Source organism: Microbacterium sp. LWO12-1.2 (assembly GCF_040675875.1).
GTDB lineage: Bacteria > Actinomycetota > Actinomycetes > Actinomycetales > Microbacteriaceae > Microbacterium.
The window spans coordinates 3,812,890-3,835,008 of the sequence record NZ_JBEGII010000001.1 but is presented as its reverse complement, the minus strand read 5'-3'; the positions used below and the strand labels follow the sequence as shown (position 1 = coordinate 3,835,008).

The window sequence follows — 22,119 nt, the reverse complement described above, 5'->3', positions numbered from 1 at the left end:
ATCCTCACCGCGCCGGAGGCGCGTCTCGTCGTGTGCGGTCATACCCATTCCACCGTCAGGGTCCGGTCGCCGAAGCGCACGGTGTCGCCGATCTGCAGCTCGGCCGGGTGCCCGGCGACCAGGGCGGTCTCCGACCCGTTCCTGATGATCGCGCTGCCGTTGGTCGACGCACGGTCCACCGCGAAGACACCGCGTCTGGCCGGCATCACGGCCAGGTGCGTCTTCGACACGGATCGGGTGTCGTCGGCCACGCGCACCAGCTGCGCCTCGCCCTCGCCAGCGGCGGCACCGGGCGAGCGTCCGAACAACGTCGTGCCGCGTACCTCGACGCGCTCCCCGCTGTCGAGGATCAGCACTGCACGTGTGCCGGCCGACGCGGCGGGAGCTGCGCTCTGCGCCGGCGTCGAGGCGGGAGCCGGTGCGGGAGTGGATGCCGGGGCCGGAGCGGGTGCCGGTGCGGGAGCTGGAGTGGATGTCGGGGCCGGAGCGGGTGCCGCAGCAGGCCGCAGCACGGCCGGAGCTGCGGGAGCAGGGGCGGCCGGGGCTGGGGCCACAGGCGGAGCGAATGCCGGAGCGGGAGCCCCGGTCGCGAGAGAGGGCGGAACAGCCGAGACGACCGCGCCCGCTGCGGACTCCGGCTGCGGGGCAGGCGGAGTCGCCGTACCGCCGCGGTGGGCGCCGATGACGCCGCCGGAGAGTCGCGCGCTGGGCACGTACGCGGCGGGAGCGTCGCGGTCGACCGGGGTCGCGAGTGAGGGCAGCGGCGCCTTCTCCTCATGCTCCGGGGTCTTGACGCGCTTGCGCGCGATGCGCATCCGCTTCTGGTCGTAGGGGTTGAGACCGTGGCGCGCATCGACGAACCAGGTGGCGGCCGCGAGATCGAGCCACCCGCGACCGCGGCGTTCGATGTCGAACAGCGGCGAGAGCGCGATCACCAGAACGGGCCCGATCAGCGGGATCAGGAACGACGCGCCCGCGAGGAGGTAGCGCACCACCGCCCCGCGCCAGAAGCCCGGACGCTCGAGCGTGCGGACGTTGACCGAGCGGATGCCGCACACCGCCTTTCCGAGTGTGACGCCCTTGCGTCCGTGCAGGACGAGCTGCACGATGACGTAGGCGATCATGAGGCCCTGCGACACGGCGACGGCGACGATGATCCACACCAGGTCGGGACGCGCGAAGAACGCCTCCGGCTCGAAGCCTCCCGCGACGGCCTCCGCCAGGATCGGAGTGAGCGCGATGATCGCGGGCACCGCGATGACCACGGCCACGGCCCATTCCATCAGCGCCGCCCCGATGCGCGCACCGCGTCCTGCGGGGATCAGGCCGAGGGATTCGGCGTAGGCCGGATCGGGCCGTCCGTTCTTGTCGAGTCCCTCGATCTCAGGAGCGTGATCGTCGATCTCCCAGATCACTCCTGCTCTCCTTCTGCGTCGTCGTGGGAGGCGTCCAGTAGCGGAAGATCCGCCCGAGACACCAGGCGTGAGGCGATCACATGTTCGACGAGCCGTGCCCGCCGGTTCGTGGCGAAGCTGCGCTGGCCGCCGCGCATGCCCGGAACGCCGATGCGATCGAACTTGTCGCAGACGTTGTCGAGCTTGCGGTTGAAGCGCGTGACCGTCCAGCCCAGACGTTCGGCCGCCTTCGCAGAGGTCGGGATCTCACTCATCCCGGTCCCGTCGCGGCGCAGTTGAGGCTCGGCGAGGGCCAGGATCAGCAGGCGCTGGCTGAGCGTGAGCGGCATGTCGCCGATCGTGGACGCCCCGCCGTCGTCGTGCTCGCGTTGGGTGGCGCGGAATGTCGGCTCTGCCGCGTGCAGCGTCAGCTCGTAGGTGGTGGGTCCCGCACTGAAGACCACCGTCGTCTTCTCGAACACCAGGGGCAATCGAGCGCCCGGCGCCAGCCAGGCCTGCACCCCTCCGGCCGAATCGGTCACTGTCGCCGTCAACCGGGTGCCGATGTTGGACAGCCACCACAGGCCGTCCGCGTCGGTGATCTCGAGGAAGTGCCGATGCAGGAACAGATTGTCGTCGAGTTCGAGGTCGCCCTCGCGCCCCACGATGAATCGCCCTCCGACGCTCACGGGGAAGTACTCGCCCGCGAATTCGACAGTGACACCCGCCCCAGCGCTCATCCGCAGGCCTTCACCACGTCGGAGGCCGTGCCATTCTCACGACGCAGCATCACCTCGATGCACACCTGTCCGGCTCCGGTGACCGTTGCCATCTCGTCCGCCACCTGGTTCACGGCGCCGTCACCCGCGGGATCCAGGTTGGTCCAGAGGTAGCTGTCACCTTCGAGCGGATTCGGGTTGGTCCAGGTGAACGTGACCTGATCTCCGGTGCGGGTGGCCACGACGTCGGCGACCTTGGGCACCGCTTCGGAGACCGGATCCTGCGGATCGACCGTCTCTTCCGAGGCCTGCGGGTTCGGCTCCGGCGCGATGCCGGCCACAAGAGCGTTGAGCCCGAAGATCCCGCCGACGATCAGCACGACTCCGGCGGCGATCAGCGTGATCCACAGCCCCTTGCGGCTACGCGGCGCCGCCGGGGGCGCACTCGCACTCGCGCTCGCGGGCGGCGGAGTGGTCGCTGCTCCCGGCACGGGGGGCGCGGCCTGGGGGGACGCCGCCACGTCAGGAGCGACCACCATCGGGGCGCGCAGGATCGTGCGCTCATCGACATCGGGAGCCGGAGGCGCCGTGCGTGGCGGACGGATCTGCGTCGCCTCGACCTCGGGCTCCGCCGCCGGGGACGCCGGTGCGTCGAAGCGAGGGATGTCGGTGGGCGCCCATTGCGGGCCGCGCGGCTGCGTGGCCGCGGACGGACGCGTGAACGAGGAGGCATCGGGATCGATGCTCACGATCTCCCGCACGCGGGTCAGGCCGTCGCCGTCATCCTCGATCTCGTCCTGCGAGGGGTGCTCGTCGACGATGTCGATCGGCGTCACCGAGTGCGACAGCTCGATCTGCACCTTCTGCAGGGCACGGGCGAACGCGACGGCGCTCGGGAACCGGTCGTTCGGGTTCTTGGCCATGGCGCGATCGAGCACGCGCTGCAGGCTCTCGGGAGAATCCGGACGGTTGAGGGACTGCAGCGCCGCCCGCTCGATGCGCTCGATCAGGTCGGCACTCGAGTTGCGCTCCCCCGGCCGCTCGAACGGAGAGCGTCCGGCCAGCAGCGTGTACAGCGTCGCTCCCAGCGCCCACACGTCGGTGCGAGGGCCGCTCTGCGGAGGCTCGGCGAACGACTCCGGCGGCGACCACGGGATCGACATGCCGGATGCCTCGCCCGTCGCACCGGTCGTCGAGGCGATGCCGAAGTCGGTGAGCGCCGGCCGGTTGTATTCCGTGACGAGGATGTTGGCCGGCTTGATGTCGCGGTGCAGGACTCCAGCGCGATGCGCGGTCTCCACGGCTCCGGCGACCTGCACGCCGACCCGCAACGCCTCGGCCACCGAGAACGGCTCCTTGCGAGCGCGCAGCTGGAGGTTCGGCCGCGGGCAGTACTCCATCACCAGGTACGGTCGGCCGTCGCCGGCCACTCCCGCCTGATAGATCGTGACGATGGCGGGGTGCGTCGACAGCATCGCCATCACGTTCGCCTCGTCGGTGAACTCCTGCGCAGCTCCACTGGAGATGCGGTCTGCGAGCAGCACCTTCACCGCGACGCGACGACGCGGCATCTCCTGCTCATAGAGGAAGACATCGGCGAAGCCACCCGTGCCCAACGGCTCCACATACGTGAAACCGGGCAGCTCGGGTGGCGGGGAGGGACGACGACTCACGGCAGATCCTCGAAGGCGACCGTCACGCCGTCACCGAGGTCGACCACGTCGCCCGAGAGCACGAGCGTCTGCTCGCCGGGGTGCAGCCGCATCGGGTCGGCACCGGGGCGCAGCAGCGTCGATCCGTTCGTCGTGTGCAGGTCGATCACCACGACCGTGTCGCCCTCGGGGCGGACCTCGAGGTGGCTGCGCGAGATGTCCTGCTGCGGGCTCTCGACCGCGACGAGGTGCGGGAGGTTCGCGCCGCTCGCTCTGGTCGACCGCGGGCGACGACCGATGATCACCGTGCGGTCGAGCGCGACGACCTGCCCGGTGGAGACCCGGATGCGACCGGCCAGCGGGGCGTCCGACACCGGAAGCACGGCGGTCGGTGCGTCATCGGCGACCGGCGCCTGCTGGCGCAATGCACGCAGCTCGGCCGCGGAGATCGTCGCGCCGTCGTGGTCTCCCTCGGCCGCTGGTGCGGCCAGAGCGCCGGGCGCCGCGGGTACAGAGTGCACCGTGGCACCCCACAGTTGGTCGAAGTCCTCATCGGCGGGTGGTGCGAGGGTGACCTCGGCCGCGCTCAGCAGGGACTCGATCACGGCGACCGCGTCGGTCTCGGCGTCGGGCGCGGGGACAGGTTCGGGCACGGGCTCGAGCACCGGCTCAGGCTCGGGAACCGGCTCAGGCTCGGCGACCGGAAGGGACTCCTCAGGCGCTCCCTCGGAGGTGGCGGGCTCGGGCGCGGGCGGAGAAACAGGTTCTTCCTCGGGCACGGGCGTCTCTGCAGGCACGGACGGCACCGATTCGACCACCGGCACGGATCCGACGATCGGTCCCGCGGTGGGGACGACGGGAGCCGCGACCGCGCCGAGCGCCGGAGCGGGCGCGGAAACGGAGGCCGCAGGAGCACCGAACTGCACGAGCGCCGGCACCGTGCCGCCTGCGAGCACTGCCGCGGAGACCCCGGAGTCGGATGGAGCGATCTGCGGAGCCGGGCCGAGAGCCGCAGTGAGAGCAGCACTGTCACCGGACTCGAGCTCGGCGCTCACGGCGGCCGCGCAGACGATCCCGCCCTGTGCGGGCAATGCGGCGCCGGATGCGGTCTCCTCGACCGTGATCTCGATGCGGGTCGCGCGACCCACGAAGCGCTCGCTCCAGGTCGTCACGTCCGCACCTGACAGATCGTGGGACTCCCCTGATGCCGTGCTCACACGCGCGACCACGCCACCGCGCAGGGCGATGCGGACGTCGTCGCCTTCGGCCACGGCTGCCGCGAACGGCGGGAGGGAGGCGAAGGAACCGCCGGCTTGTGCGGTGAGCGCGTCGACCACGGTCGCGAGCGTCTTCTGCGCGGGCAGCTGCGCCCACAGCCGCTCGACGACATCTGCGGGCACGTCCGGCGGCAGGGCGACGAGCGCGCCCGGAATCACGATCAGGTACCAGGTCCCCGGTCGGTAGATGGTCTGCATCAGTGAACCCCTCCTGCAGCTTCTCGCGGACGCGTGTCCATGTCGATGTCTGTGTCGGTCTCGAGCAGCGTTCCCGGTCGCGAGGCGACCGAGACGGCGTCGACGACGATCACGGTGATGTTGTCGCGTCCTCCGGCACTCACGGCGTCGGCGACGAGCACGTCCGCCGCCACCTGCGGATCAGACGTGGTGTGCAGGACCTCGCGGATGCGGTCGTCGGAGACTTCCGAGGTCAGCCCGTCCGAGCACACCAGGATCCGGTCCCCCAGCTCGGCCGGGAACATCCAGTAGTCCGCGTCGCCCGTGCTGCTCGCCCCGATCGCCCGGGTGATGATGTTCCGGCGGCGATCGGTGAGGGCGTCCTCCGCGGTGAGCTCGCCCGATTCGATCAGTTCCTGCACCACAGAGTGGTCGACGCTGATCTGCTCGAGCTCGCCGTCGGCGAGGCGGTATGTGCGCGAGTCGCCGATGTTGAGAGCCAACCAGTAGCCCATGCCGTCGACGGAGGCGATCACGACGCCGCTCAGAGTGGTCCCTGCTCGACCGTTGCCCGACGTCGAGAGATCCTCGACCCCTTCCCTCGCGCGGGACAGCGCGAAGCGCACGTCGTCGAGCTCGAGGGCGGAGCGGCCGATGAAGCGTGCGAACTCGGCGATGACCGTCGCGCTCGCCCTCTCCCCCGCCTCATGCCCGCCCATGCCGTCGGCGACGATGAACACCGGAGCGCCGGCGAGATGCCCGTCTTCGTTCAGCGCGCGCCGGAGTCCCGGATGCGTCGCCGAACCGGTCGAGACGACGAGTCCCGGCCTCACGCGTAGCCGCCGATCGTGACGATGCGGTCGCCGATCTCGATGGCATCGCCCAGTCGCACCGGCACACGCTGACCGGCCGGACACGCGATGCGCTGCCCCTCACGGACGATCGTCATACCGTTGGTCGAGTGCCGGTCGAGCACCCAGCCTCCGGAGACCTCGGCTGCCGCTTCGAAGTGCGTCTTCGACAGCGACAGGGTCTCATCACGCACCGAGACGATGATCGCCCCGTCCTCCGGGCCCGGATTGCGGCCGAAGATCGTGCGGCGCGAGACCGAGACGCGCGTGCCGTCGTCCCACGTGAACACCAGACGGTGACCAGGGATGCTGATGCGGGTGTCCTCGATGTCGGGCTCTTCCGCATCGAACGCCGTGGCCGCGGGAGCCGGAGGCGAAGCCGGCGCGGGAACAGCGGGCGCAGCGGGCGCAGCGGGCGCCGCAGCGGGAGCAGCCGGGGCAGGAGGCACCGGGGCGGGCGCAGCGGGAGCCGGCGGCGTCTGCTCGGGAGCCGGTGCGACGCGTGCGGGTGCGGAGTCCTGTGTGATCCCGGGGACGAAGGCGATCAGGTCGCCGGCATCGGGGATCGGAGCCGCCGGCGCAGCGGGTGCCGGAGCAGCGGGTGCCGACGCGACCGGCGCGGATCCCGAGGACGCGACGGGCGCGGGAGGGGTGGGCTGCCCGAACCCGGTCGCCGGAGCGGCGGCGGGCGGCGCGAACGGCCCGCCGGTGCGGGGCGCGGGGTGCGGGAGACCCGGGACGACAGGAGCTGCCGAGGTCGCGAACGCGGCGGCGGGGGCTGCGGAGGCGAGCGACGTCGGCACACCGGAGGGCGTTGCCGGCGTCACGGAGTCCGTGGGCGCTTCGACACGCGCATCCAGCATCAGCGCGTTTCCGACCTTGTCGTGCCAGCCCTGGAAACGTCCGGAGCCGTCGAACAACGGGCTGAAATAGCCGACCACGATCGCGCCGGCCAGCCCGAAGATCACGTTGCGCAGGAGCGCACGTCCGAAGCCCAACGGCGTGCCGTCGACCGCCGAAGCCAGGCGCAGGCCCTGGGCGCGCATGCCGATCGAGCCGTTGCCCGCCTGCATCAGGGTGTAGACGACGAACCAGGCCAGCAGCACCAGGCTGACGATCGGACCGCCGATCATGAGCGTGGTCAGAGTGCCCTCGAGCCCGCCGGCGAGCGACGCGGCGACCAGCAGGCCGCCTCCGAGAACGACCCCGAGGCCTCCGGCGATCAGCGCGTCGATGACATAGGCCACGGCACGCCGGGAGATCGGCGCGACCTGGCCGAACGGTAGCAGTGTCATGGGGTCTCGCTCTCGGGTGAGGTGGACGTCGTGCCGGTGTCGGTGTTGTTCTTGATCGTGCCAGGTTCGCGGCGCACGCGGGCGGCTGCGGCATCCTTCAGATTCTGCAGGCCGTTCGAGACGGCCGTCCCGCCGAGCAGCGAGCGCATGCTGAGCCGCGCCCTCGTGCGCTTCCAGAAGCCGGCTTCCCTGCCGAGACCGCCGACGATGCCGTCGACCTCCTGCCAGAAGGCGTCGACCTCTTCGGGAGTCGGGTCGGCGGGTCCGAAGACCTCTCTGTCGGCGCGCTCCGCCAACGCGGTGACCTGCGGCACCGCGAGACTGCTCGCGACGACCGTGGCCTCCTCGACGCGGGTGCCTCCCGTGCCGACCTGCGCACCGTAGTCGACCGCGCGGTCGGTCAGCTCGTCCCAGCCTCCGCTGATCCGATCCGACGTCCGAGGCGCCGAGCGACGCGCACGGCGCTTGGCCGCCTTCCAGGCACCGATCACGATGAACGGCGATGCGAGGATCGCGAGGATCGCGAGGGTGATCCCCCCGATGAGGAGGATCGCGCCGATGATCCCGGCGAGGTTCAGGTTCTCATCCTCCGACTCGCGGTCGTCCGGCAGCGTCGGCGGCAGATCGACCGGCTCCTGCGGCGGGGGCGGCGGCTGCAGCACCTGCGGTTTCGGGTCGACCCGCGGCTTGGTGTTGGTGTCGTTGGGAACCTGGTCCTCCGGCGGGGTGGGGCTGAAGGGCACCCATCCGACGCCGTCGAAGTTGATCTCGACCCAGGCATGCACGTTGTCGCCGGTGGCCTCGAACACGGCCTCGCCGGCCCGCTCCTCTTCGGGGAAGTACCCCATGACGACGCGGGCGGGGATGTTGATCTCTCCCGCGAGCAGCGCCATCGCGACGGCGTACTGCTCGTCGTCTCCGATCATCTGGTCGCCTCCGACCAGCGTCGAGATGCGCTCGGCGGTGTGCCCCGCACGCGAGAGCACCTCGCCCTCCAGACCGTGACTGAAGAACCCACCCTCGGAGAGGAAGGACTCCAGCGCCCTGGCCTGTTCGATCGCGGTCTCGGCACCGGAGACGGTCTCGGCGGCGAGCGTGGTGAGCTCCTCCGGGACGTTGCTCTGCTTGGGCATGGGGACGGTCCCGAACGACAACTCGGCGAGCTGCTCGTCGGTGTACTCGTCGGGCATCACCGCATCGACCGTGTACTGGTCGCCCTTCTTGAGCACGGGTGTCGCCACCGCGGTCTCGGTCGCCGTGTTCACGTAGGTGCTCCGACGCAGTTCCTCGGCGCGGTCGCCGTCGAACTCGATGTCGGTGAGAGCGCCGGCCGTGGGCATCCACACGCCGCGATAGTCCTCGATCGCGATCTTGAGGGTCACCGGAACACCCTCGGCATCCGGTGACATGTCGGAACGCAGCGGGGTGAACGCACTCGATGAGGTCGGTCCGCCGTCGGTGACGTTGTAGACCATGCCGTCGTACTGGTCCATCACCGCGGTGCGGATCCGCGCACCCTTGGGCAGCCCCTGCACCGTGAAGAGCGTCTTGTCGACCTCATCCCGCACATTCTTGCGGAAGGCCTGCAGGGGGCTCGGGTAGTCACGGATGTTGAACGGCGGGATGATCACATCGCGGAAGACGTGTCTGCTCTCCGCCGGCGCGGCGATCGCGCTGGTCGCGACACCGGCGCCACCCGCGATCGCGAGCACCGCGACGCCGGCCAGGAGCCGCCGCATGCGCATGTGCGCGGCGCGCGAAGGATCGACATCGCTGACTGAGACGGCGGCGTTCTGCGGAGCCCAGATCTGGCGCAGCGCGAGCCAGGCGATACCGACGATCGCGAAGACCAGCCCCTGCACGATCGGGAAAGCCGGCTCGGGCGTGCCGAGGGCGATCACGAGCATGAGCAGCGCTGCTGCGGGGATCAACGCCCACGCCACCTGCGCGAGACGCAGCGCGAGCGACGCCGTGAGCGCCGTCACGACCAGTGCGAGCAGGAAGGGGACGAGCAGGTGACCGTCGCTGGCAGCGACGGGAGCCACGGTCGTGAGCAGCTGCTTCCACGCGGTGACAGGCCCGAGCGCCAAGCGCTGCAGGGTGTCGAGGGTGGGGATGACTCCGATGATCGTCGTCTGCGGCAGTGCCAGCGCACCACCGAAGACGAAGTACGCGCCGATCACGAGGCCTGTGGTGAGGAGGATGCCCCAGCGACGCCAGGCGGTGACGGCCGCGATCGCGAGACCGAGGAGAATGCCCCCGGCGACGGCCGGCAGGAACGACGGTCCGCCGAAGGTCGGCCAGAAACCGATCAGCGAGACCGCGACCAGGAGCGTCGTGGCTCCCAGGTCGAGGATCCAGCGCCGCAGAGGGAGCGCCGAGGACGCGGTGGCCGGAGCGGTCATGCGAGAACCTTCTGCAGAGCGAGGGGGACCTGCGCGAGCGCGCCGATGGTCACGACGTCGGCCTCTCCGATGCGCTGGAGGGCCGGTGATGACACGGAGCCGTCCGCGACCACGGCGAGGACGCGTGCACCGTAGGGCAGGCGGGAGCAGGCGAGGCGGAGATCGTCGGCGCGCACCTTCGAGCCGCACACCAGCACCACCACGCTCGCGAGCGGCATCGTGCGGGAGAGCACACCGGCCAGCTCCGCGATCCCTCCCTCACGGGGCTTGCTCTCCTCGATCGCCGCGAGCGAGTCGAGCAGCTGCTTCCCGGTGCCGGCGGCGAGTTCGCGACCCTGCACGCGCACATCGACACGCTGCGAATCGCGGATCGCGCGCAGTCCGATGGAGCCGGCGATGGAGATCGCGAGCTCGAAGTCCTGATCGGAGGCGTAGTCGCCCGTCGAGCGGGAGAGGCCGATCACGAAGTGGGACCGGCGGGTCTCCTCGTACTGACGCACCATCATGGTGCCGGTGCGCGCGGTGGACTTCCAATGCACATGACGCAGGTCGTCGCCGGGCTGGTACTCCAGCAGCGCATGGAACGACACGTCATCGCGCGAGAGGTCAGCCGCGGGGAGACCCTCGAGATCGCGCAGGTATCCGAGAGACTGGCCGTCGAACAGCACCGTGCGCGGATGCACGAACAGGTCCACGGGATCGTCGCGGCGGTGAGCGCGCTCGAACAGGCCGAGCGGGTCGCCTCGGACGACGCTGACCGGCCCGACCTTCACGACGCCGCGCTTCTGCGTCGGGATCGCGAAGAGCTCCTCCGCCTCCTCGCCGGCGGCGAGCCGCTGGATGCCGAACTCCCCGCGCCCCGCGCCGACCGGCAGCACCACGCGGGAGGGCAGGATCGCCCGTGTTCCGCGGTTCGCGAGGGTCAGCGCGCCGACCGCCCGCTCCCCCACCACGACCCGCGTGCGGGCGAGGTCGAGCGACACGTCGTAGGCGGTACGCCCGATCAGGAACAGGGAGCACAGGACGAGCGTGATCGCGATCACGACCGCGGCGACCGTGAACTCCGACCACCCGGCGACCTGTCCGAGGATCCAGAAGCCGACCACGAGGGCGAGCAGCACCCAGGCGAGAGGACGGACCGCTGCGGCGATGCGTCGGAGGCGCGCCAGGACGCGCGCGCCGATGACGGCCGCGATGTCACGCCATCCGGCGTCGCGTTCCGTCTGCGCCGGCGGCGCCTGAAGTGCCTCCGCGGTCATCAGGCCGCCGTTCGCGCCTGCGGTGCGGCGACGGCGTCGAGCACGCGGGCGATGACCGCGTCGCTGCTGGTGCCGGCGAACTCGGCTTCGGCGTCGAGCAGCAGACGGTGCTGCCAGACGGGGCGGGCCAGCGTCTTGATGTCATCCGGGAGCACGAAATGGCGCCCGTGGGCCGCGGCCCATACCTTCGCCATACGGATCATCGCGATCGCCCCACGCACCGAGACGCCCAGGCGGATCGCGGAGTCGGCACGGGTGGCCTCGGCCAGTTCGGCGACGTAGCGCAGCACGGCGGGCTCGACGTGCACTGATGCCGCGAGGTCGGCCATGTCTGCCACCGCGCTGGTCGTGATGATGGCCGAGAGTCCGGCGGAGGGGTTGCGGTCCGAGGCACCCGCGAGGATGCTCTCGGTGATCGCGAGGTCGGGGTAGCCGATCGACGTCTTGATCAGGAAGCGGTCGAGCTGCGCCTCGGGGAGCTTGTACGTTCCCGCCTGCTCGATCGGGTTCTGGGTCGCGATCACGAGGAACGGACGCCCGGTCTCGTGCGTGATGCCGTCGACCGTGACCCGCGACTCCTCCATGACCTCGAGCAGCGCGGACTGCGTCTTCGGAGACGCGCGGTTGATCTCATCCGCGAGCACGATCGACGCGAAGATCGGCCCCTTGTGGAACTCGAACTTGTGCGACTGCTGGTCGTAGATCGTGACACCGGTCACATCGGACGGCAGCAGGTCAGGCGTGAACTGGATGCGGGCGCTGGTGCCCTGCACGGTCGCCGCGAGCGCCTTCGCGAGGCTCGTCTTGCCCGTGCCGGGAGCATCCTCCAGCAGCACGTGCCCCTCGGCGAGCATCGACGAGAGCACGAGGCCGACGATCTCCTTCTTGCCCTGCACCGCCTTGTCTATGTTGTCGACCAGACGCTGGAAGGTGCCCTGGAACCAGGCGGCCTGTTCGGGGGTCATGCTCATGGGTTGTTCTGCTTTCTATGAAAAGAGAAAAGAGGAGAAGGGCGACGAATCGCTACCAGTTGGTGCGTTCGTAGTCCGTGCCGCCGATCGTGACCCAGACCTGGTAGCCGCGGCCGCCGTTTCCGTGGAAGCAGCTGAGCTCGACAGAGCCGTTGGCTGGGATGTTCCAGCTCCCACCGCCCGCGAAGCGCGGACCGGCGGTCGGCGCGTTGCTGTTGCACCAGACCTGATAGTTGCCCGCCGGGAAGTTCGAGGTGTTGACCACGAACTTCGCGCAGGTGCCGTCGGTGCACTGCCCTGGCCAGTTGCCGGGGGTGCCTCTCGACACCCAGGCACGCGGTTGCGGGCGCGGGCTGGACTGCGCGCTGTACGTCTGGCTGACATCCGACCAGGCACCGGTCGTGTCCTGCGCCCTGACCCGGATGTTGTGGGCCTGGTCGTAGTCGTTGCCGACGTCCCTCGAACCGCTGATGCCGACGCCTTCCCAGCCGCCGCCGTCGATGCTGATCTGCACCGTCGAGATGTCGCGGCCGTTCGGTGAACCCGTCGCGTTCCACTTCAGACGCACCTGGGTGGTCAGCTGTTCCGCGCCCCCGGTCGGCGTGTGCGGCTTGCCGTGCGGATTGCCCGCTGCGGTGTTCGACCCCGCACCGGCGTAGGTCGTGCCGTCGACCGTGGCCACACCGCGCACCTGCACGGTGTAGTTCGTGCCGTTGCTGAGACCGCCGATGATGTTGTTGCCGGGGATTCCGGCCCAGTTGCCGTTGTTCAACCGGTACTGGTACTGGACCTCGCCCGTCTTGGCGCCGTTGCGCGAGCCCGGGGTGTACGAGATCGTCAGCTGCCGGTCGCCCTCGTTCGTCACGCGGAGACTGGTCGGGGCACCGGGCGCGGTGACGCCACGACGCGGCGCCGACTGCGCGCTCCACTCTCCCCAGCCGGCCTTGTTCTGCGCCCGGATGCGGTAGGTGTACGCGGCCTCGGAGGTCGGCACGACCACAGCCTGGCTCGTCGCCTGCGCGCCCGGCGTGATGGTACGCACGACGTTGCCGCCCTCGAGCACCTCGAGCTGGTAGCTGCGGATCGCGTCGCCGTTCTTGTCGGGGGCACCCCAGTTCACCTGCATCTGCGCCTGGTTGCCGACCGGCTCGAGTTCCTGTGTGGTCGGGGCATTCGCCGCGAGCGGCGGACCAGCCGGGATCTCGGAGGCGGACCATCCGCTCCAGCTGGAGGGGTCGGGCGCGCGGTTGTGCGCCTGCACGCGCACCTGGTAGTCGGACCCGTTCTCCAGGCCCTCCCAGGTGAGGGAGTTGCCGGTGACTTCCTTCTGTGTGATGCCGGACGGCGGTGCCGGCGAGATCTCGAGCGTGTAGCGATCGACCGGGGACCCGGGGGTCGTCGGGGTCGTCCACGCCACCTTCAGCGACTTGTCGCCGAACACCAGGGTCGGCGGGTTGGGCGTGTCGGGGCGCGCATCCGGTCGAGCGATCTCCGAGGTGCCAGAGGGCTTGGATTCGCCGACGCGGTTCGTCGCCGTCACCTGGAACGCGTACTCGACGTTGTTCGTCAGACCATCGAGCGTGCAGGTGGTCGACTGGCACTCCTTCGTGTACGCACCCCCCGTGACCGACTTCACGGTGTACTTCGTGATCTCCGCGCCGTTGTTGGTGGGGGCGGAGTAGGAGATGACGACCGTGCGGTCCTGCACACTCGTGACGGTCGGGGTGCCCGGCGTACCTGGCACGTCCTGCACCGTGACGATGATCTGGCCGTTCACCTCGCGGTCGGCATCCTCGGTCGCATCCTGGATGCGATAGCGCACCACGAGCGTGCCGACGAAGCTCTTCGCCGGAGTGATGGTGACCTCGGAAGCGGTGTTCGACACATCTGCGGAGCCGGACTCGGCCACAGCCGAGACGATCTTCAACGGCGTATCGGGGAACGGATTGACGTCGTTCGCGAGAGCCGGGACGGTGATCGTCTTGCCCGCGTCGGCCTCGGTCACCGTGTCGGTGTTCGCCGCAGCCAGGTTCCGGGTGGACGCCGTCACCAGGGCGGTCACGGTTCCCTCGATCGGCTCGGTCTCGCCGTCGCTGATGCGGATCTTCAGCGTCGCGGTCGCGCCCTTCTTGGCGTTCGACGATGCCTCGACGTACAGACGATCGCCGTCGACACGCGCAGAGATGCCGTTGGTGTCCCCGCCGATGAAGGAGTACTTGTGCGTGCCCTTGTCCTCGGGGTCCGGGTCGTCCGTGAGCGCGGCCAGATCGAGCGGGGTCTCCGGCTCGCCGGGCGCGACGTTCACCTGCCCTTGCAGGAACGTGGGCTGCTGGTTCTCCGGCGGCAGCACGTTGATCGGGATGCTGAGCGTCGCCTTGCGGCCTTCGGGGTCATCGGGGCCCGTGCCGTCGGTGACCTCGAAGGTCAGCGAATCCGGCCCGAAGAACCCGTCAGCCGAGGTGTAGACGAGCGTGCTCGCGTCGAGCAGCAGATCGTCGCCGTTGGCGTGGTTCGCGGTGATCTTCGCCTTCTCGGTGATCGTCACCTCTCCCCCGCCGGCCACGGTCACGTACTTGTCGAGCGGCAGCTCCTTGGTCTCGCCGCTGACGACCTCGACCGGCTTGGTGGAATCCAACGTGGGGCGCAGGTCGTCGCGCGATGGCACGAAGATGAAGGCGGATGCCTGAAGACCGTCGGGGTCCGTGAGCGTGTAGCGGATCAGCTGCAGCTCCTCGGTGACCGTGACGCGCACCAGTCCACCCTCGAGGAGGGTCCCGCCCTCGCCGACCTCGACGTCGAGCCTGTCTTTCGTGCCGTCCGGATCTTCGTCGTTCTTGAGGATCTCGAGATCTGCCGACAGGCTGCCGTCCTTCAGGTCGGCGGGCTGGAGCCGATCATCGCGTGCGACGGGGGCCTTCAGCGGCACCTCCTCATCGACCGTGATCTGCAGCGTCGCGGTCGCGGTGGCCCCACGGGAGTCGACGACCGTGTACTGCAGCGAGGTCTCCATCTCCTCGTTCGGCGCCTGCACGAGCACGCGATCACCCGAGACTCGGGCGGTCAGAGCTTCAGGAACCTCGAGGCCGTCCTTGACGAGCTGGAGCTTGTCGCCCTCTGGATCCGAGTCGTTGTCCAACACCGGCACCGCGATCTCACGACCGGGGCGCACCACGACGGCATCCTTCACCGCGTACGGCGCCTGGTTGATCTGCTCCGCGGGGGCGACGCCGACGCGGATGGTCGCCGTGCCCTCCTTGCCGAGACGGTCGCGGACGCGGTAGGTGAAGGCGTCGACTCCGGCGGATCCGTCTGCCGCCTCGTAAGTGAAGTAGTTCGGACCGACCTTCGTGATGCGGCCCTTGGTCGGGCTCGAATCGAGGCCGATGAGCTCGACGGAGTCGCCGTCCGTATCGATGCCATCGAGCGGCACCGCGATGTTCACCTCGCTGCCCGCGAGGGCACGAGCCGTGAGGTCCTGAGGACGGGGAGCGGCGTTCTTCTCCTCGTCGATCGGCAGGATCTGGATCGTGACGAAGCCGGCTGCCTTCTGCTGGCGCGAATCCACGGCCTCGTAGGTGAGGTACACGGTCTTGGCCTCGGCGCCGGCTTTGAAGCGCACCTCGTCCTGCGAGACGAAGGCCTCGCCGTCTTCGGGGTCGACCAGCGGCTCGATGAGATCGGGCGAGAGGTGCAGCACGTCATCGCTCGGGTGGGTGTCGTTGTCGAGCACAGGGATGGTCACGACATCGCCTGCACGGACGGTGGCGGTGTCGGCGTTGGCGGTCGGCGGCAGGATCTCGTCGGGGGCGGGGATCGGGATCACCACGACCTCGCCGTCTGCGGACTTCGATCCGTTCGAGATCCGATACGCGATGCGCACCTCGTCCTGGAGAGCACCCTGGTCGGTGATGCGCAGCGTCTCGTGGTTGAGCACCGAGACCGAGATGCCGCTCCCCGGGTCCAGCGACACGGACTGCACGACGAGGATGCCGCCGGCAGGGTCTGTGTCGTTGTTGAGCACACCGAGCAGCACGTCGCCGCCCGTGGGCAGCAGGGCCACGTCGCGCACGGCCACCGGGGGCAGATCCGTCTCGCTCTCCGGCATCACATCGACGCGGACGAGGCCCTCACCGTTCTTGGGCCCGGTCGTGACCTGGTACTGCACGTAGTAGACACCGGGCTCCGGCGCCACGAAGGTGAATGTCTTGTTCGCCGTGTTCGGCTGGATCGTCGCACCGGGGGTGTCGAGCACCCGGCTCAGGCGCAGCAGTTCGCGGCCGGCGCTCGTGTCGTTGACCAGCGGCGCGACCGTGACCTGCTCACCCGCCCTCGTGACCACGTGGTCGGCGTTCGTCTTGGGATTCGTCGACCCCTGCGGACGCACGTCGAGCGTGAGCGTCGAGGTGGTCTGCAGCCCGGATGCATCGGAGACGACGACCTGGACCTCCTTGCGGCCCTGCAGGCTCGCGGTGGCCTTGTAGGTCATCTGGCCGTCTTTGCTGAAGTCGACCTCATCGCCCTCCGCCGGCGTGACGCTCTGCAGATAGATGTCATCGCCGTCAGGATCGATCCAGTCCGGAAGGATGTTGTACGAGATCGTGCCGCCGGTCTCCACCGCCAGCGCGGTCTTGCGCTTCGCCTGCGGGGCGTCGTTCTCGTCCCAGGGGTGCACAGTGAGGGTCACCACCGCGGTGTCCTTGCCCTTGCGTCCGTCGTCGGCCTCATAGGTGAACGTGGCGCTCCCCGACGCGTCCTTGTCGACCGCGATCTGCAGAGATCCCCCGTTGTTCACGGCCTGCACGGTGCCGATCGACGGCTGCTTCTCGGCGAGCGCCGCGACCAGCACATCGCCATCGGCGTCGTTGTCGTTGTCGAGCACGGGGAGCATGGTCGTGGCGCCGGGGCGCACGCCGTATGCATCGTCCGCCGCCACGGGCGGGGTGTTGATGTCGCTGCGCTCCGGCAGCGTGGTCTCGACCGTCTCCTCGGTGGAGTCGTCTTCGTTCTCGGTCTCTCCGTCGGGCGGCGTGAGGTCGTTCCAGTTGTCGACGCGCTGCAGGCTGTCGTCGGCCATCCAGGCCGCGCCGCCGACGGCGTCGTTCAGGATGATGACGTCACGGTTGACGCGGAACACCAGGCTCGTCGAGTCCTCGGCACCGTCGACGAGCGCGTTCACGTCATTGGCGTCGCCGGGGCATTCGCGAACGAACTTCGCCGACCCAGCCCATGCGCCGTACGTGCAGCCGCGCAGCCAGACCGGAGCGGCCGCGGTGCCGTTCGCGCCGACGGCGGTCTCGGTCACCTCGCTGCCGTCGATCGGCACCTCGAGCAGCGCGGATGCCGTGGCGACAGCCACGGCATCCGTCTCGGCGGACGCCTGCTGCAGCACGGCATCCGCGGCGCCGTCGATCTCGGTGCGGAAACCGCCGGGCGTCATCACGACGCCGGCCGCGGCATCGAGCACGATCGGCGTGCGCCCGACCGCGGTGATCGTGGGGCGCACGGCCGCGTCGATCTCGCCGACCGATGCCGCGGAGGGGTCACCCGCCTCGCCCTCGTTGTCGACAGGGATCGTGACGACCTCGCCGCGCTCCGCTGACAGCGCGAACACGGTGCCGTCGTTCGCGACCGTCACGTCGGCGTTCTCACCGAGCTCCACGATCGGCTCCGCCGCCTCGATCTCGAAGCCGGCGATTCCCCGCACTGGCACGACCCAGAGGTCGCCGGACTTCTCGTCGAGCACAGCGGCGGTGCGGTTGCCGAGCGCGACCTTCGCGGCCGTGGGAATCCCTGCGGAATCGCCGAGCGAGATACGGGCGGGGTCGACTGCGGTGACGGTGGAGGCACTGTCATCGACCACGAGGACGGTGGATGCCGCCTGGAGGATGTCGTAGTCCTCGCTCGTGGTGCGCAGCCCGCCGTCGAGCACGGTGGATTCGTGGTTGAAGTGGCCGACGAGCAGGCTCGAGGTCTTGGTGATCCAGACGCCGCCGTCGTTCAGGTCGACCTTGGTCGTGGGGAAGCCCTCGTAGGTGAACGCCATCGTCGTGATGGCGATCACGCCCACCGTGACGCCTGCGGCCGAAGCCAGCGTCTTGGGTCGCGCACGCATCCATGACAACGCCTTCATACCCGGTTCCCCCCAGGGTCGCACTTCCGACTCCCACCACCAGCCGAAAGCCCGCGGCGTACCGGTCCATCCTAACCGCGCTGTGGTAATGCTCTCGATGGGGAGAAGTGCCCATCGGAAACCCCGGCCACACCGACCTCAGCGGCCAGCGGTGTCAGACCCGCCAGCAGCCCTGCATATGGTCGTCGACCATCCCGGCCGACTGCATCAGGGCGTACATCGTGGTGGGTCCGACGAAACGGAAACCGCGGCGGCGCAGTTCCTTGCTCATCGCGGTCGATTCGGGGGTGACAGGGGGCACATCCCCCATCGCCGCCGGACGCGATGCGGATGCCGGAGGGGCGAACGACCACATCAAGGCGTCGAGCTCGCCCTCCGCCATGCTGCGGACGATCTGCGCGTTGCCGATCGTCGCCAGGATCTTCGCGCGATTGCGGATGATCCCGGGGTCGGCCATCAGGCGCTCCACGTCGCCGTCGTCGTACTCAGCGACCACCTCGGGCTCGAATCCGGCGAACACTTCGCGGAAGTGCGGGCGCTTGCGCAGGATCGTGATCCACGACAGCCCCGCCTGGAAACCCTCGAGCGCCATCTTCTCGAACAGCGCACGGTCGCCGTGCAGCGGGGTGCCCCACTCCTCGTCGTGATAGCGGCGGTACTCGGCGTCGTCGCCCACCCAGGCGCAGCGGGCGCGCTCGTCGGGGCCGATGATCAGGGAGGTCATCCGATCAGGCTAGCCGCCGGGACCGACATCGCGGCCGGGTCAGCGCGCGAGATACGTGTCGTACGACGAGAGCAGCGGCTGCGAGCGCGGGTCGGCGACCGCAGCGGCGCCCACGGCGCAGGCCGCGGCGAGCGCGGAGCCGGCAGGGACCCCGGAGGCGAGGCCGATCGTGAGAGCGGCGCAGAAGGCATCGCCCGCGCCGACGGTGTTCTCCACGGTCGTCTTGACCGCGGGTGCAGACGCGACCTCGACGCCGGACTCGAACAGTCGCGCGCCGTCAGCGCCGTAGGTGACCGCGACGCGCTTGGCCGTGCGCAGTGCCGGGATCAATGCGTACTCTGTCTCGTTGACGATGATCAGGTCGGCGCGCTCCAGCACGACATCCGGCAGGTCACGGGCAGGCGCGGCGTTGACGGCGAGGTAGCCCTGCACCTGCTCGGCCAGCGCGACCACAAGGTCCATCGAGATCTCCAGCTGCGCGAGCACCGCCTCGTCCGCTCCGAAGACCACGCCGTCGAGCTCGATCTCACCATTGGCCCCCTCGCACACCGCGATCTGGTTCTCCCCCTCGCGGTCGACCACGATCAGGGCGACGCCGGTGGGCTGCTCTCGCGTCTGGATGCTCGTGGTGTCGACGCCGGCCGCATCGAGCTCGGAGCGCATCCAGGCCCCGTCGGCATCCGTGCCGACCGCGCCGATCATGCGCACCCTGGCGCCGAGTCGCGCAGCCGCTGCGGCCTGATTCGCGCCCTTGCCCCCGGCCTCACGGACGAGCGTGCCTCCTCCCACGGTCTCGCCGGCCTCCGGAAGGCGGTCGGCGCGCGCGGTGAGGTCGACGTTGATGCTGCCGACGATGGTGAGCGGAAGGGATGTGGACACGGATGCTCGCAATCAGGAGGTGGTCTGGACGACGGAGAGATGACCGACGCGTGACGAGACGATGCACTTGGCGAGGTACACGGGCTTCCCCGCGGTCGTCACGGTCTGGGTGAGGATGAGTACGGGGTCGGCGGGCCCGAGGCCGAGGAGCGCTCCGCGCGAGGCGCCGACGACATTGACGGTGATCTCGCACACCGCCGAATCGAAGACGACGCCCTTCTGTTCACGCAGGGCGGCGAGCACGCTGGAGGACGAGGAGGCCGCCGCGTCGAGCCCCTCGGCGATCTCCTGGCTGATGTCGCTGAGGTAGCGCCCGGCCGGCAGGTGCTCCTGAAGGATCGCGACAGGTTCCCCGTGACGTTCGACGACGGCCTCGCGGAACCAGGTGTTCGCTGCGGGATCGAGCGCCAGTTTGCTCGAGGTGAAATCGGTGGTGGACTGCAGGTCGAAGCTGATGGTGCGCACGACCACCTCGTCGTCGCCGTCGGACAGGGCCTGCTCCAGGGGGCGCAGCTCCTCCAGCCCCACCCGGGGGAGGTCGTCGGCGACGAAGCGGCCGATGCCGCGGCGGGTGATGATCAGGCCATCCTCTTCGAGGAGCATCAGCGCCTCCCGCACGACAGTGCGACTGACGCCGAGCGCGACGCCGAGCTCGGTCTCGCGCGGAAGGGCCGACCCGAGTTCGAAGACTCCGGAGCGGATGCCGTCGGCGATGCGGGAGTACACCGCCACGCGCAGCGGTTGACCGACGGTGCTCGTCAGACTGCGGCCGAGGAACTTCTCGATCTCATTCGCCATGCCGTGCTCCTTCCCCGCGCTCGGGCCCGAGCGCCCTCCGTATTCAAGCATGAGTGGACACGTGTTGACCATGTTGGACCGGAGAGGTATAACATCATACAAGCCTCACCCGAGGGCATCCATGACGAAGGAGTCTCCGTGCACACCCACGCCCCCACCGCTTCCCCGGGCATCGTCGCCCGCGAACCCGTACGCGGGCCCCGCGCCGTCGCACTGGTCGCGACGCTGATCCTGGGCGTGCTGTCGTATCAGCTGAACGCCAGCATGATCACCCCGGCTCTCCCTGACATCGCGAAGCAACTCGGGGAGGACATCGGCCAGGTCTCGCAGGTCTCGTCGCTGTTCTTCGTCGCCGGCGCCGTCGGCGGGGTCGTGCTCGGCCGCTGGAGCGACTTCATCGGACGCAAGCGGGCGCTGTTCATCGTGCTCGGGCTCCTGTCCGTCGGCACCCTGCTCTGCATGTTCGCGCCGAACCTGACCGTGCTGCTCATCGGGCGGGTGCTGCAGGGGGCGTCCAGTGCCGCGTTCCAGCTCGCCTACGTCATCCTCAGCGAGTCGCTCAGCGCCAAGGTGTTCGGCACCACACTCGGCATCATCACTGCCGTCAACGGCGGAGTCGGCGGGGTCGACGGATACATCGGCGGCCTGCTGAGCGAGACCTTCGGATTCCGCTCGATCTTCGTCGTGATCTTCATCGTGGGCATCGCCGCCATCGTGTGCGTCGCCCTGGTCATCCCTGCATCCTCCGGCGGTCCCTCCACCGGGAAGATGGACTGGTGGGGCGCCGCAGTGCTCTCGATCGCCTTGATCAGCGTGACCTACTTCGTCTCCTCGGGCCCCAGCGCCGGGTGGCTGTCGCCGATCACGCTCTTCTACCTCGCGGGCACTATCGTTTCGCTGGTGGTGTTCTGGTTCGTCGAGAAGAACCGCACCACCCCCCTGATCGCCGTGCAGCACCTGCGGTCGCGCCAGGTGTGGCCCGTGCTCGCCACCACCGTCCTCACCCTGTCCAGCGTCTTCGCCGTGATCAACTTCACCGTGGTGCTGCTCAGCCAGGACACCACGCACGGCTTCGGACTCGACGCCGCCACCGCCGCACTCCTCTTCCTCGCACCGCCGGCGCTGATCGGTGTCTTCGCCGCACCGATGTCGGGCTGGCTCGCCGGGCGCAAGGGCTGGATCCCGATCCTGCGCATCGGCATGATCGCCTGCCTCGCGCTGCTCGTCGTGATCGCACTGATGCCGCAGAGCTTCTGGGTCGTGTTCGCGATGATCGCGCTCCTCGGCGTCACCTACAACGGCATCGTGCTGACCACGATCAACGGCCTCGGTGTCGTGCAGTCACCGGCGGAAGCGCCGGCGGCGCTCCCCGGTCTGAACGGCAGCGCGTTCGGCATCGGGGCCGGCCTCGGCATCGGCATCGTCGCCCCGTTCGCGGCGCAGGGCACCCCCGGCGGCTACGTGACGGCGCTGTGGATCTCCGTCGGGATCACTGCGCTCGCCCTCATCGCCAGCTTCCTGATCACCCCGCGCACCGCGGCAGAGAACTGAACCATCGGGCGGCCGCACCCGCGGCCGCCCTCCCGAC

At 69.6% G+C, this 22,119-nt stretch carries 14 protein-coding genes; 1 reads left to right on the top strand and 13 read right to left on the bottom strand.

The features are described from left to right. Window positions 1-38: 38 nt before the first annotated feature. The 13 genes from MRBLWO12_RS18285 to MRBLWO12_RS18225 all read right to left on the bottom strand — a co-directional run bounded on the left by MRBLWO12_RS18285 (window position 39) and on the right by MRBLWO12_RS18225 (window position 20,531). Window positions 39-1,415 carry an RDD family protein gene (locus tag MRBLWO12_RS18285; protein WP_363558074.1) on the bottom strand — a complete coding sequence of 459 codons (1,377 nt, stop codon included), beginning with the start codon at window positions 1,413-1,415 and terminating at the stop codon, window positions 39-41. After that, window positions 1,412-2,134: a hypothetical protein gene (locus MRBLWO12_RS18280; RefSeq protein ID WP_363558072.1), complete on the bottom strand. Its 723-nt coding sequence runs from the start codon at window positions 2,132-2,134 to the stop codon at window positions 1,412-1,414. Before MRBLWO12_RS18280 ends, MRBLWO12_RS18285 begins: the two co-directional genes overlap by 4 nt. Continuing rightward, a complete protein-coding gene (locus MRBLWO12_RS18275; protein ID WP_363558070.1) occupies window positions 2,131-3,786 on the bottom strand; it encodes a serine/threonine-protein kinase in 1,656 nt (551 codons plus the stop codon). The genes MRBLWO12_RS18280 and MRBLWO12_RS18275 overlap by 4 nt, the downstream gene beginning before the upstream one ends. After that, the gene (locus MRBLWO12_RS18270) at window positions 3,783-5,240 is read right to left on the bottom strand and encodes an FHA domain-containing protein (protein WP_363558068.1); all 1,458 of its coding nucleotides are present in this window, start codon (window positions 5,238-5,240) and stop codon (window positions 3,783-3,785) included. The genes MRBLWO12_RS18275 and MRBLWO12_RS18270 overlap by 4 nt, the downstream gene beginning before the upstream one ends. Beyond that, on the bottom strand, window positions 5,240-6,052 hold the full coding sequence (locus MRBLWO12_RS18265) for a PP2C family protein-serine/threonine phosphatase (protein WP_363558066.1): 813 nt from the start codon (window positions 6,050-6,052) through the stop codon (window positions 5,240-5,242). Before MRBLWO12_RS18265 ends, MRBLWO12_RS18270 begins: the two co-directional genes overlap by 1 nt. Further along, window positions 6,049-7,365 carry an RDD family protein gene (locus tag MRBLWO12_RS18260; RefSeq protein ID WP_363558064.1) on the bottom strand — a complete coding sequence of 439 codons (1,317 nt, stop codon included), beginning with the start codon at window positions 7,363-7,365 and terminating at the stop codon, window positions 6,049-6,051. Before MRBLWO12_RS18260 ends, MRBLWO12_RS18265 begins: the two co-directional genes overlap by 4 nt. Beyond that, entirely contained in the window at window positions 7,362-9,770 is a 2,409-nt protein-coding gene (locus MRBLWO12_RS18255) for a transglutaminaseTgpA domain-containing protein (protein WP_363558062.1), read from the bottom strand. Before MRBLWO12_RS18255 ends, MRBLWO12_RS18260 begins: the two co-directional genes overlap by 4 nt. Then, a complete protein-coding gene (locus MRBLWO12_RS18250; RefSeq protein WP_363558060.1) occupies window positions 9,767-11,029 on the bottom strand; it encodes a DUF58 domain-containing protein in 1,263 nt (420 codons plus the stop codon). Before MRBLWO12_RS18250 ends, MRBLWO12_RS18255 begins: the two co-directional genes overlap by 4 nt. Then, a complete protein-coding gene (locus tag MRBLWO12_RS18245) occupies window positions 11,029-12,000 on the bottom strand; it encodes an AAA family ATPase (RefSeq protein ID WP_363558058.1) in 972 nt (323 codons plus the stop codon). Before MRBLWO12_RS18245 ends, MRBLWO12_RS18250 begins: the two co-directional genes overlap by 1 nt. 52 nt (window positions 12,001-12,052) lie before the next feature. Continuing rightward, window positions 12,053-18,112, bottom strand: coding sequence for an Ig-like domain-containing protein (locus MRBLWO12_RS18240; protein WP_363558056.1), 6,060 nt, complete (start codon window positions 18,110-18,112; stop codon window positions 12,053-12,055). Between the two features lie 172 nt (window positions 18,113-18,284). Beyond that, window positions 18,285-18,854: a DNA-3-methyladenine glycosylase I gene (locus tag MRBLWO12_RS18235; RefSeq protein WP_363558054.1), complete on the bottom strand. Its 570-nt coding sequence runs from the start codon at window positions 18,852-18,854 to the stop codon at window positions 18,285-18,287. Window positions 18,855-18,893: 39 nt separating this feature from the next. Continuing rightward, complete coding sequence (locus tag MRBLWO12_RS18230; RefSeq protein WP_363558052.1) at window positions 18,894-19,733, bottom strand: PfkB family carbohydrate kinase; 840 nt, start codon at window positions 19,731-19,733, stop codon at window positions 18,894-18,896. A 12-nt stretch (window positions 19,734-19,745) separates the two neighbouring features. Continuing rightward, on the bottom strand, window positions 19,746-20,531 hold the full coding sequence (locus tag MRBLWO12_RS18225; protein ID WP_363558050.1) for a GntR family transcriptional regulator: 786 nt from the start codon (window positions 20,529-20,531) through the stop codon (window positions 19,746-19,748). 138 nt (window positions 20,532-20,669) lie between these two features. On the opposite strand from MRBLWO12_RS18225, the gene MRBLWO12_RS18220 reads away from it, so the two are divergent. Beyond that, window positions 20,670-22,082, top strand: coding sequence for an MFS transporter (locus MRBLWO12_RS18220; protein WP_363558048.1), 1,413 nt, complete (start codon window positions 20,670-20,672; stop codon window positions 22,080-22,082). Window positions 22,083-22,119 lie beyond the last annotated feature (37 nt).